General features: G+C 74.7%; 2 protein-coding genes. Both read left to right on the plus strand.

Annotated features, from left to right (window positions below; genetic code table 11):
• Positions 1–4 precede the first annotated feature (4 nt).
• Positions 5–12,106 (plus strand): non-ribosomal peptide synthetase, encoded by a 12,102-nt coding sequence (locus J8N05_RS32040; protein WP_210888977.1) that lies wholly within the window; start codon positions 5–7, stop codon positions 12,104–12,106.
• On the plus strand, positions 12,100–13,773 hold the full coding sequence (locus J8N05_RS32045) for an amino acid adenylation domain-containing protein (protein WP_210888979.1): 1,674 nt from the start codon (positions 12,100–12,102) through the stop codon (positions 13,771–13,773). The genes J8N05_RS32040 and J8N05_RS32045 overlap by 7 nt, the downstream gene beginning before the upstream one ends.
• The last annotated feature ends 4 nt before the right edge of the window (positions 13,774–13,777 follow it).

A 13,777-nucleotide genomic window follows, 5' to 3' on the forward strand; every position in this document is an offset into this window, starting at 1 on the left:
CGTCATGACGACGCGGACCGAAGAAGCAGCCGGAGCGGGAGAGTCGGTCGCGGAGGGCAGGGAACTGACCTCCGCGAAGCGCGAGTTGCTGGCACAGCGGCTGCGTGGGCGGTCGGACACCGCGAAGGCGCCCCCGGGCGCCGTGAGTTCCGTGCCACGCCGCCCCGGCACCGGGAGCGCCCCCCTGGCGCCCGTCCAGCACAACCTGTGGGTCGCGGACCGACTGCTGTCGGACAACTCCACGTTCAGCGTCCACCGCGTGCTGCGGCTGACCGGGTCGCTGGACCGCGACGCGGTCAGCCGCGCGTTGGACGCCCTGGTGGAACGCCACGAGACCCTGCGCATGACGTTCCGGGACGACAACCCGCCCCGCCAGATCCCGCAGCCGCCCGGGCCGGCCCCGCTGCGGACCGTCGATCTGACGCATCTGCCGCCGGTCGCGCGGGCGGCCGCGGCGGTGCGGGTCGCCGAGGAGGAGATCGCGCTCCCCTTCGACCTGGAGCGCGGCCCCGTCTTCCGGGCCGTGCTGGCGGTCTGCGACGACTCCACCCACGTCCTCGTACTGAACCTGCACCACTGTGTCGCCGACGAGTGGTCGTGCGGTGTGCTGGCCCGTGAGTTCGGCGCCCTCTACTCGGCGTCCACGCGCGGAGCCAGGGGCCCGGACCTGGCGAGGACGCTGCCCGAGCTTCCCGCCTCGTACACGGACTACTCGGCATGGCAGTCGGAGCGGCTCTCCGGTGACCTGCTGGTGCGGCAACTCGCCCACTGGCGCTCGGCCCTGGACGGAGTGCCCCCGGTCCTCGAACTGCCCACCGACCACGTCCGTCCGCCCACGCCGTCCTTCTGGGGGCACGGCGCCCGCCGGCTGCTGTCGCCCGAGGTGAGCTCCGCGCTGCGCGACTTCGCCAGGCGGCACAACGTCACCCTCTTCACGGCCCTGCTGACGGTGTTCGCCGGCTATCTGCACCGCTGGAGCGGCGGACAGGACCGGTTCTCCGTGCTGACGCCGGTCTCCGGACGGGTCGTCGCCGACACCGAACCGCTCGTGGGCATGCTGGCGAACACCCTGCCGCTGACGGTGGACGTCACCGACGACCCGGGCTTCTCCACGCTGGTGCGCCGTATGAACTCCGTGGTGCTCGGGGCCCTTGAGCACCAGGACGTCACCTTCGAGCAGCTGGTGGCGGATTCCGGGCAGCCCCGGGACGCGTCCCGCAATCCCCTGTCCCAGGTCATGTACCAGTGCATCGAGTCACGCGAGCACGTGTGGGAACTGCCCGGCGTCACCGTCGAGCGCGAGCGGATCGGCCTGGCGTCCGCGAAGGTGGACCTGTCGCTGGTCGCGGCGAACCTGGACGAGGGCGTCCGGCTCGACCTGGTGGGAGAGAGCACCCTGTTCGAGCCCGCGACGGTGGAGCGGATGCTCGACTCGCTGGTCGAGGTGCTGACCCGCGCGGTCGCCGCTCCCGACACCACCGTCGGCGAGGTGGAACTGCTGTCCGCGGCCGAACGCGCCCAGGTCGTCGACGACTTCAACCGCACCGGCGCCACACCGCCCGACGGCACCGTCCTCGACCTGTTCGCCGCCGCCGTCGCCGCCTCGCCCGACGCCACGGCCGTCGCCTCGGACAGCGGCTCCCTCACCTACCGCGAGCTCGACGCGTGGTCGGACCGCCTGGCCGCGCGGCTGGTCGCGTCCGTACCCGGGCCCGGCGCCCTGGTCGGGGTCCATCTGCCCCGCTCCGAGCAGCTGGTGGCCACGCTGCTCGCGGTGTGGAAGGCCCGCTGCGCCTTCCTCCCGCTGCCCCTGGACCACCCCGACGAGCGGCTGCGCACCATGCTGGACGACGCGGACGTCGCCCTCGTCGTCGCGGAGCCGGGACGGCACGAGCGGCTCGGCGGGGTGCCGGTGTTCCACGCCGACCCCGCGGACCGCACGGCGGACCGCATCGCGTCCGCGGAGCCGGCCCGGCCGGGGCCCGCGCCGCTCCCCGCCGATCTCGCCTATCTGCTGTACACCTCGGGCTCCACCGGCCGCCCCAAGGCGGTGGCGATCGAGCACTCCGGGCTCGTCAACTTCCTGAGCGGCACCGCGCAGCGGCTGGGCGCCGGCGCGGACGACGTGTGGCTGGGCCTGACCGGCATCGGGTTCGACATCGCGCTGGTCGAGATGTTCCTGCCGCTGACCACCGGCGGCCGGGTGGTGCTGGCCCCGGAGGGGGCCGCGCACGACGGCGGCACCGCCGTCGAGACCGCCCGCCGGCATCAGGTCACGCATGTGCAGGCGACCCCGTCGGGCTGGCGGGTCCTGCTCGCCGCGGCGGACCGCCTGCCGCACCTGGCGGTCGCCATGACCGGCGGCGAGACGCTGCCACCCACGCTGGCGGCGGAGCTGCGCCGCAGGGCCGGACGCCTGTTCAACTGCTACGGGCCCACCGAGTCCACGGTGTGGGCCACGTACGACGACGTCACCGATCCGGCCGCGGAGATCACCGTCGGCACGGCCGTCGACAACGTCACCGTGTACGTGCTCGACGCGGCCATGCGCCCCGTGCCGGTCGGTGTGCCGGGCGAGCTGTACATCGGAGGGCCCGGGGTCGGACGCGGTTACCACGCGCGCCCGGGGCTGACCGCGGGCGTCTTCGTGCCCGACCCGTTCGGACCGCCCGGGGCACGCCTGTACCGCTCGGGCGATGTGGGCGCCCGGCGCCCGGACGGCCGTATCCGCTTCTTCGGCCGCGACGACCACCAGGTCAAGATCCGCGGCCACCGCATCGAACTCGGCGAAATCGAGGCCCGGTTGACCGCACACGCGGACGTGGCGCACGCCGTGGTGGTGGCGGAGCAGCTGCCCGCCGGGGCCCGGCTCGTCGGCTATGTCGTCGGGGGCGCCTCGGAGGACGAGCTGCGCCGCCACCTCACGGCCGCCCTGCCCGGCGCCATGGTGCCCGCCGTCCTCGTCTTCCTGGAGAGCCTGCCGCTGTCGCCGAACGGCAAGGTCGACCGCCGCCGGCTGCCGGCCCCGCGCAGCGCGGCGCCCGCGGAGCGCACACCGCCCGCCGACGGGGTCCAGCGGGTGCTGGCCGACATCTGGAGCCGGCTGCTCGACATCCCGCCGGTCGCCGCGCAGGACAACTTCTTCACCCTCGGCGGCGACTCGGTCACCGCCGTGTTCCTCGTGTCGAAGGCCAGGGAGGCGGGCTACGCCTTCACCGCACGCCAGGTGTTCGCCCACCAGACCCTCGCCGAACTCGCCGCCGTGGCGGTCCCGTTGGACACCGGTACGGCGGCCGGCGGGGTGGACCCCGACGACTTCCCGCTGGCCGGCCTCGACCGGGACGGCCTGGAGCGCGTCCTGTCGGGGCTTCCCGCGGGGGACGTGCAGGACATCTACCCGTGCACCCCGCTCCAGGCGGGCATGCTGTTCCACAGCCTGCACGACCCGGGCGGCCACTCCTACTTCAACCAGTACCGCTGGGAGATCGAGGGCGACCTCGACGAGGACGCGCTCGTCGCCGCCTGGCAGCACGTGCTGGACCGGCACGACGCGCTGCGCTGCTCCTTCCGCTGGGAGGGCCTGGACCGCCCGCTCCAGGTCGTCCACCGCACCGTACGGGCCGACTTCACCGTCCTCGACTGGACGGACACCCCCGCGGACGCCCTCCCCGAGCGCTTGGAGGAACTGCTCGCCGGGGAACGCGGGCGCGGCTTCGACCTGTTCCGCGTCCCGCCCCAGCGGTTCCACCTCGTCCGCACCGGCCCCACCAGCCATCACCTGGTGTGGCACAACCACCACATCCTGTCCGACGGCTGGAGCGTCGGCCCGCTCCTGAACGAGGTCTTCGCCACCGTCACGGCGCTGCGCCGGCTGGGGCACCCGCCGCGCGACCTGCCCGTACCGGTCCCCCACCGCGCCTACGTGGAGTGGCTGGAGGGACAGGACCCGCTCGCCGTCGAACGGTGCTGGCGCGACTCCCTCGCCGGTTTCGGCGAGCCCACCCCGATCCCGGTGGTGCGGCAGGTCCCGAAGGACGAGCCCGCCGGGGCGGCCCGTACCGTCGAACTCGCGCTGGACGCGGAGCTGACCGAGGGTCTGACCCGGTTCGCCCGCGAGCGGGGCTGCACCCTCGGCACCGTGTTCCAGGGCGCCTGGGCGCTGCTGCTGGGCCGCTGGAGCCGGCGCCGTGACGTGCTGTTCGGGCTGACCGTCTCCGGGCGTTCCGTCGACCTGCCGCGCGTCGAGCAGGTCGTGGGACTGCTGTCCAACACCCTGCCGGTGCGCGTGCGCTGGGCGGACGACGACCGGCTCGACGACTGGCTGGGCCGCCTGGCCGGACAGCTCGGCGGGCTGCGCGACGTCGAGCACTCCGCGCTGGTCGACATCCACGACTGGTCCGAGGTGCCGGGCGACCGGCGGCTGTTCGACAGCATCCTGGTCATGCAGAACCTGGCGGTCGCCGAGCGCGCCGACCTGGGCGGTCTGCGCCTGCGCATGGGTCCCGTGCACCAGAGCAGCGGCTATCCGCTGATGCTGAACGTCCGCGCCGCACCGGCCGGGACCGTCCTCCAGCTCGTCCACGACGACGTCCGGGTCGACCCCGCTGACGCCGAGCGCCTGCTGGCGTCGTTCGGCCGGCTGCTCGGCGCGTTCGTGGAGCGGCCCGACGCCCGGGTCGGCGAGCTGCCGATCCTGCCGGACGCCGACCGCGAGAGGGTCGTCCACCACTGGAACGACACCGCGCACGCCTTCCCCGCCGCCACGACCGTGCCCGCGATGATCAGGGAGCAGTCGACCCGTACCCCGGACGCGACGGCGGTGGTGTGCGGCGCCGAAAACGCCGGGGACGCCGAGGAATGGTCGTACTCCCGGCTCGACGACGAGGTCGCGGGGCTGGCGCGGCGGCTGCGGGCCGCCGGGGTGCGGCGCGGGGACCGGGTGGGGCTGCGGCTCGACCGCTCGGCGACCATGACGGCCGCGGTGCTCGCGGTCTGGCGGGTCGGCGGCGCCTACGTCCCGCTGGACCCGGAGTACCCCGACGCGCGGACCGCCTTCGTGCTGTCCGACTCCGGGGTACGTGTCCTGCTCGCGGGCGGCGAACCGGTCCCGGCGTCCGTGCCGCCCGAGGTGAGCGTGGTCCGCGCCGACGACAGCGGCAGTGACCCCGGCGTGGAACCGCCGGAGCCCGAAACCCCCGAAGAGCGGGGCAGCGGCTTCGAGCCCTCGCGGCCGGACGACGTGGCCTACGTGCTGTACACCTCCGGCTCCACCGGCCGGCCCAAGGGCGTGGAGGTCACCCACGCGGCGCTCGCCCATCTGACCGCCGCCATGACACATGTCCTGCGGCCGTCCGGCCGGCAGGTGTGGCTGGGGCTCACCGCCCTGTCCTTCGACATCTCGACCGTGGAGATGTTCGTGCCGCTGACCACGGGCGGCCGGATCGTGGTCGTCCCCGAGGAGGGACGCTGGGACGCCGCCGCGCAACGCGATCTGATCCGCCGTCACGGGGTCACCCATGTCCAGGCCACCCCGTCCGGGTGGCGGCTGCTGCTGGCCGCCGGCTTCGGGGCGGCGGACGGTGTCGCCGTCGGCCTGGTCGGCGGCGAGGCGCTGCCCGAGCCCCTGGCCGCCGAGCTGGGTACGGGCCTGCCCCGGCTGATCAACGTCTACGGCCCGACCGAGGCCACCGTCTGGTCCACCTGGGACGAGGTCGACCCCGGCGCGCAGGAGGTAACCATCGGCCTCCCACTGCCCAACACCACCGCCCACGTCCTCGACGAGGCGATGCGGCCCGTGCCCCTCGGGGTGCCGGGCGAGCTGTACCTCGGCGGCGCGGGGGTGGCCCGCGGCTATCTGGGGCGGCCCGCGCTGACCGCGCGGCAGTTCGTGCCGGACCCGTTCGGCGGGCCCGGGGCCCGGCTGTACCGCACCGGCGACCTCGCCGCGCGGCGCGCCGACGGCCGGATCCGCTTCCTCGGCCGGGACGACCACCAGGTCAAGATCAGCGGTCACCGGATCGAACTCGGCGAGATCGAGGAGGCGTTGACCGGCCACCCGGACGTGCGGCTCGCCGCCGTCACCGTCCACCGGGACGCGGCGGGCGAGGAGTTCCTGGTCGGCCATCTCGTCGGCGACTCGCCCGACCCCGCCGACGTACGGACGTATCTGCGCGGCAAGGTGCCCCGCGCGATGGTGCCGGCGCGGCTCGTCGTCCTGGAGTCGATGCCGCTCAGCCCGGCCGGCAAGGTCGACCGGGCGGCGCTGCCCGCCCCCGAGGCGCCCACGGCGGGCCCCGCCGGGCGGACCGCGCCCCGCAGCGCCGCCGAGCGGAGCCTCGCGGACATCTGGGCCCGTGTCCTGCACACCGACGAGATCGGGACGGACGACGACTTCTTCGCCCTGGGCGGCAACTCCCTCAAGGCGGTCATGGTCTCCGCGCTCGCACGGGAGGCCGGGCTCTCCGTCTCCACCCGGCAGATCTTCGCCCACCCCACGGTGGCGGAGCTGGCGGGCCTCGACTCCGCGGCGCCCGCGGCGGAACCCGTGGTGAGCGCGCCGTTCCGGTTCACCGGACTGGACAGCGAGACCCTGGAAGGGTTCCTGGACACCGTGGGCAGGGAGGGCACCGAGGACGTCCTGCCGCTGTCGCCCCTGCAGACCGGGCTGCTCCTCGACACGCTGGCGGAGACCGGCGACTACGTCCGCGCCTTCGCCGTCGACATCGAGGGCGACTTCGACCGGGCGGCCTTCGAGGACGCCTGGACCCACCTGGTCGACCGCCACGCGATCCTGCGGTCCACCTTCCACTGGGCGCAGCTGCCCCGCCCGGTCCAGGCCGTCCGGCGGGCCGCGCCGCCCCGCTTCCGGTACACCGACCTCTCCGCGCTTCCGGCGGACCGGCGTACGGAACGGCTCGCGGAGCTCACCGACGCGGAGGGCCGGACCGTCTTCGATCTCGGCGCCGCCCCGCCGGCCCGCTTCCTGCTGATCCGCGTGGCCGAGGACCGGCACCGCTTCGTGTGGACCACCCACCACGTCGTCTTCGACGGCTGGAGCCTGCACGCCCTGTTCACCGAGGCGTTCGACATCTACCGCAGCCGGCGCGCGAGCGGCCGTCCGCCCGTCCTCGCCGACCCGCCCCCGTACCGGGAGTACCTGCGCCGGCTCGCCGAGCACGACACCCCGGAGGACGCCGAGCGCGAGGACGCCCACTGGCGTTCCCAGCTGGCGGGCTTCACCCGTCCCACTCGCCTGCCCGGCAGCCGTCCCACCGGCGCCGCCGAAGGTGTGTGGAGCGCCCGGCAGACCCTTCCGGGCGACCTGTGCGACGCCCTGGAACGAGCCGGCCGCCGCCATCGCGTCACCGTCGGCACCCTCGTCCACACCGCCTGGACCCTGCTGCTGAGCCGGACGAGCGGGGAGCGGGACGTCGTCTTCGGCACGACCGTCTCGGGCCGCTTCGGCGACGTACCGGGGATCGAGCGCATGGTCGGCCTGCTGATGAACACCCTGCCCCTGCGCGTCGAGGTGGCCCCGGACGCCTCCCTCACCGGGCTGCTGCGCGAGGTGCAGCGCCGGATCACCGAGGTGGCCGGGCGGGCGCACGTCGCACTGCCCGCCGTCCAGCGGGCGAGCGACGTGGCGCCCGGACGGCGGCTCTTCGACAGCCTGGTCGTCTTCACCGACACCGGCTTCGGCGGACTGCCGCCGGGGGTCGTCCCGCTCGCCGAGAGCGAGGTCCGCGACACCGGCTATCCCCTGGTCCTGGAGGTCATGCGGGCCGGCGGGCTCACCCTCGAACTGGGCTGCGAGAAGTCGCACTACGACCAGGTCACCGCGGACCGGCTGCTTGCCCAGTTCGTCCAGCTGCTGACCGGCCTGGCCGAGGACCGTCCCGCCGTCGCCGACGTGCCCATGCTGTCGGCCGGGGAACGCGCCCAGGTCCTCCACACCTGGAACGACACGACGACCGCCTTCCCGGCCGACCGCACCCTGCACTCCCTCGTCGGGGAACAGGCCGCGGCCACACCGGACGCCGTGGCCGTCCGGCTCGGCTCCGACACCTGGACGTACGCCGAACTCGACGCCCGGGCCGACCGGGTGGCCCACCGCCTGCGCCTGGAGGGGGTGCGGCCGGGCGACCTGGTGGCGCTGTGCACCGAGCGTTCCCTCGACCACGTCGTGGGGCTGCTCGGCATCCTGAAGTCCGGTGCGGCCTTCGTCCCCGTCGACCCCGAACACCCCGCCCGCCGCCAGGCGTACATCCTCACCGACGCCGGAGCCCGGGTCCTGCTCACCCAGACCCACCTGCGCGCGGCCCTTCCCGAAGGCGTCGCCGCGAGCGTCCTCGCGCTGGACGACCCGGCGGCCTGGACCGCCGAACCCGGCCCGGGCCCCCGCCCGGACGCGCTGCCCGCCGACCTGTGCTCGCTGTACTACACCTCCGGGTCGACCGGCTCGCCCAAGGCGGTGGCCTCGCACCACGCGGGCTGGGTCAACCGCATGGCGTGGATGCAGCGCCGGCACGGGCTGCGCGCCGGCGAGGGGGTCCTGCACAAGACGACGCTCACGTTCGACGACGCGGCGGTGGAGATCCTGTGGCCGCTGATCACCGGCGGCCAGGTCGTCCTGCTGCCGCCGGGCGCGCACCGCGACGCCCACGCGATCGCCGAGGCCGTCGCCCGGCACGACGTGGTGCATGTGCAGTTCGTCCCCAGTGTGCTGGAGGTGTTCCTCGACGTCCTCACCCCGGAGCGGGCCCTGGCCATGCCCCGGCTGCGGTCCGTCCTCACCAGCGGCGAGGCGCTGCGGCCCGCGCTGCTGCGCCGGTTCCGCGAGGTGTTCGGGGACCGGGTGAGCCTCGACAACACATGGGGCGCCACCGAGGTGTCCATCGACTCCACCTGCCGGGTGTGCACCGCCGAGGACGCCGTCGGCGACACGGGCGCGGTCGCCCTCGGCCTGCCCATCGACAACAACACCGTCCACGTGCTCGACGGGGCGATGGCGCCGGTGCCGACCGGGGTCACAGGGGAGCTCTTCATCGGCGGCCCCACGCTGGCCCGCGGCTACCACGGGCGGCCCGGGCTGACCGCCGAGCGGTTCGTGCCGGACCCCTTCGGAGCGCCCGGCTCCCGGCTCTACCGCACCGGCGACCTGGGGCGCAGGCGTGCCGACGGCGTCCTGGAGTTCGCCGGGCGCGCCGACCACCAGGTCAAGCTCGGCGGTGTCCGCGTCGAACTCGGCGAGATCGAGGACGCGTTGCGCAGGGCACCCGGCATCCGGGACGCGGTCGCCGACGTACGGACCGTGGGCGCCGCACGGAGTCTCGTCGGCTACACCGTCGGGGACGACGACCCGGACCGTACGCTGGCCGCGCTGCGCGCCGAGCTGCCCGACGTCATGGTGCCGAGGTTCCTCGTCGCCCTGGACGCCGTACCGCTCAACGCCAACGGCAAGGTGGACCGGGCCGCTCTGCCCGATCCGGACCCCGCGGCCCGGGAGGCGACGGCACAGTCGCACACGGCTCCCGGTACGCCGACCGAGGAGGCCCTCGCCCGGATCTGGTGCCGGGTCCTCAAGGTGGAGCGGATCGGGGTGCACGACAACTTCCGTGCGCTGGGCGGGGATTCCATCCTGCTGATCCACACCGTCGCCAGGGCGCGTGAGGCGGGCCTGTCCCTCACCCCGAAGATGGTCTTCGAACACCCCACGATCGCCGCTCTCGCCGCGGCCTGCGACGAGGCGGCGGCCCTGGGCCGCGACACCTCCGTGCACGCCGAGCAGGGCCCCGTCACCGGGGAGGTGCCCCTCGGGCCGATCCAGCGGCAGTACGCCGAACTCGGGCCGCGGGACCGCTTCAACCAGAGCCGGCTCCTCGACGTCGACCCCGGAGTCGATCCCGGGACGCTGCGGGCGGCGCTGCGCACGCTGACCGTCCACCACGACGCGCTGCGGCTGCGCTGGCACCGCCGGGGGGCCGACTGGCACCAGTACCTGGCCCCGCCGAACGACCACGGCGACCACGGCGACCCGCTGACGGTCGTGGACTCCCCGCAGGACACCGACGCCGCGGTGGAGGCCGCGCACGCCGGGCTCGACCTGGCCCACGGCCCCCTGCTGCGCGCCGTCCTGATCAGGCCGTCCGGACAGCTCCTGCTGGTCGTCCACCACGTGGCCGTCGACACCGTGTCCTGGGACATCCTGGTCGAGGACCTGAACACCCTGTGCGGCGGAGGCGGACTGCCCGCCAAGACCACCTCTGTGCGGCACTGGGCCGAACGGCTCCACGAGCACGCGCGCGGCGCCGGGTTCGAGGCCGAGGCCGCCTACTGGGCGCTGCCGCGACCGCACGTCGAGCCGCTGCCGACGGACCACCCGGCAGGCGACGACACCGAGGGCCGCGTCCGCGTCACGAAGGTGGTCCTGCCGGCCGCGCCCACGGCGGCCCTGCTGCGCCAGACCGCCGCGCTGCGCGGGGCCGAACCGGAACACCTCATGCTGGCCGCCCTGGCCCGCACGCTCACCGAGGCCACCGGCGGTGACACCTGTGTGATCGACGTGGAACGGCACGGCCGTGAGCCGCTGTTCGACGACGTCGACCTCACGCGCACCGTCGGCTGGTTCACCAGTGTGCAGCCCCTGACGATCACCCGTCCCGGGTCCGACGGCACGGACGCCTGGATCGACGTGGTCGCCGAACACACCCGTACCCCCGCGGGACGCGGCATCGGCCACGGCCTCGCCCGGTATCTGCGCGGGAGCGGCGTCGGAGCGCCCCCGGCCCAGGTCTCGTTCAACTACCACGGCCGCCGGGACACCGCCGGGACACCGGACGCCCTGCTGCGCCCGCTGTCCCGGACGTACGGCGATCCCGTCGACCCCGGGCAGCGGCGCTCCCACCTCGTGGAGATCGAGGCGGCGGTCCTCGGCGGCGAGTTGCACATCGAGTGGCGGTACGCGGCCGACCGCTTCGACGCCGACACCGTACGCGGCCTGGCCGAACGGCAGTTGCGGCATCTCACCGACCTGGGCGACACCCCGCCCGGGGCGGTACGGCGGCCGGCCGAGCCGTTCGTGCGGCGGCTGTTCGCCGGGACACCGGCCCCGAGGCTGCCGATGCTGCGGCACCGGGTCCCGGGAGTGGGCATCGCGGTGATCGCCGACGGCGACCTGCGCGGGGCCTGGGGCTTCGGCACCCTCGGCGCCGAGGACCCCGTCGAGGTCGACGAGCGGACCGTCTTCCAGGTCGGCTCGATCAGCAAGCACGTCACCGCGCTGGGCGTCATGCGCCTGGTCCAGGACGGGCGTCTCGACCTCGACACCGACGTCAACCGCCTGCTCACCGGCTGGCGGCTGCCCGGCGACGGCGTCACCCTGCGCCACCTGCTCACCCACACCGCGGGGCTCGGCGCGCAGTCCTACGACGGCTACCGCGCGGACCGGCCGCTGCCCACGCTGGCCCAGGTCCTCGACGGCCGGCCCCCGGCGCTCACCCCGCCGGTACGGCCGGTGGGCCCGCCCGGCTCGCCGTACCTGTACGCGAGCAGCAACTACACCGTGGTCCAGCAGGTGCTCCAGGACGTCACGGGGCAGGACTTCGCACCCCTGATGCGCTCGCTCGTCCTGGACCCGCTCGGGATGCGCGACAGCGACTTCGCGCCGCGCGTGCCCCGGTTGCCCGGCACCACGGTCGCCCGCAACCACGACGCGGCGGGCGTCCCCCACCCGGAGGGCTGGCACCTGTACCCGGAGTCGGCCGCGGGCGGGCTGTGGTCCACGCCCCGGGACCTGGCCCGGGTCGCCGTCGAGATCCAGCGGGCGGTCACCGGCGGCCCCTCGGTCCTGCTGGGCGCCGAGGCGGCGGACGAGATGCTCCGCACCCATCCCGGCACCCCGGGAGGACTGGGCACGGCGGGCAAACCGTACGGCGGCCGGCGGTGGTTCGGACACACCGGTGGTGTCCCCGGCTTCCGCTCCCTGACCTGGGCCGACCCGGACCGCGGTCTGGGGCTCGTCGTCACGGCCAACTCGGACGCCGGTGAGGACTTCCTGCGCGAATTGCTGCACGACCTCGGGGTCGGACTGGAGGACGCACGATGGTGACGATCGATTCCGCCTTCCGTACGTGGGCGGTACGCACCCCGGACGCGGTGGCGCTGCGCGCGCCCGGCAGCCGGCTGACCTACGGCGAGCTGGACCGCGCGGCGACCCGTCTCGCCCGCCGGCTGCTCGGGCTCGGCGTCCGGCCCCAGGAACTGGTCGGGGTGGCGGCCGTCCCGTGCCCCGAGTTCGTGGTGGCGGCGCTGGCGGTGCTCCGCGCGGGCTGTGCCTACGTACCGCTGGATCTGGCGTATCCGCAGGAGCGGCTGGCGCACATGCGGCGGGACAGCGGCATCCGTGTCGTGGTCCGCAGTTCGGGCGAGGAGCTGCCGGCCGCTCTCGCGGACTGCGTGGTCCTCGATCCGGCCGCGGACGACGACGATGGCGATGGCGATGGCGTCCGCACCACCGACAGCACGGCCGACGGCACCGCCGACCCCCTGGACGCGGTGCGGGCCGGGCCCGACGATCTGGCGTACGCGATGTACACCTCGGGATCGACCGGGCGTCCCAAGGCGGTCCTGGTCGAGCAGCGCAATGTCACCGCGTTCGCGCTGCGGCAGGACTTCGCCGCGCTCGGGCCCGGCCGCACCATGCTGCAGAGCAGTTCCTTCTCGTTCGACGCGTCGGTGCTGGAGATCTGGGGGGTGCTGCTGCGCGGGGCCTGTCTGGCCTTCCCGCCGGACGACCTGCTGACCTCCGCCGAGCTGGCCGAGGTCCTGGCGGAGCAGCAGGTGACCGACCTGTGGCTGTCGGCCGGCCTCTTCCACCGGATCGCCGACGACGTGCCGGAGGCGTTCGCGCCCCTGCGCACCGTCGTCACGGGCGGGGACGTCGTGTCCCCGCCCCGGGTACGGCGTGTGCTGAGCGCCAACCCCGGGCTGACGGTGGCGCACATCTACGGGCCCACCGAGACCACGGTGGCCGTCTGCCGCCGACTGCTCACCGACCCGGACCAGGTGGAGTTCCCGCTGCCGCTGGGTACCGCGCTGCCCGGGACGTGCCTGCACGTCATGGACGAACGCGGCCGTCCCCTCCCGGCGGGCGAGACCGGCGAACTGTGGATCTCGGGGGAGACCGTCTCCCGCGGCTACCACGACCGGCCCGAGCTCACCGCGGAACGCTATGTCACCGACCCCGCGACCGGCCGGTACTCGTACCGCAGCGGCGACCTCGCCCGTAAACGCCCCGACGGCACCGTGGAGTTCGCGGGCCGCGCCGACCAGCAGGTCAAGATCCGCGGTTTCCGGATCGAACCCGGTGAGATCGAGGCCGCGCTCTGCGAGGCGCCCGGGGTGCGCGCCTGTCTGGTCACCGCGCGCGTCGCGCCCCCCGGCGACAAGCGAGTCGTCGCCTACGTCGTCCCGCGGGCGGCGGGCCCGCTGCCCGCCGCCGAACTGCACCGCTTCCTCGCCGGGCGGCTGCCCCGCCACATGCTGCCCGCCGAGTACGTGGCGCTCGACGCGCTGCCCCTGGACGCCAACGGAAAGGAGGACCGGCGCCTCCTGCCCGAGCCGGCCTGGGGGCGCGGCAGCCTCGCCGTGCTCGACACCACCCCCGCCGCTCCCGCCCCCGTGCCCGTCCCCGCCTCCGCACCCGCCGCTCCCGCCCCCGTGCCCGTCCCCGCCTCCGCACCCGCCGCCCCGGCCGCCCTGCCCGAGAGGATCTGATCGC

This window comes from Streptomyces liliiviolaceus, assembly GCF_018070025.1.
GTDB lineage: Bacteria > Actinomycetota > Actinomycetes > Streptomycetales > Streptomycetaceae > Streptomyces > Streptomyces liliiviolaceus.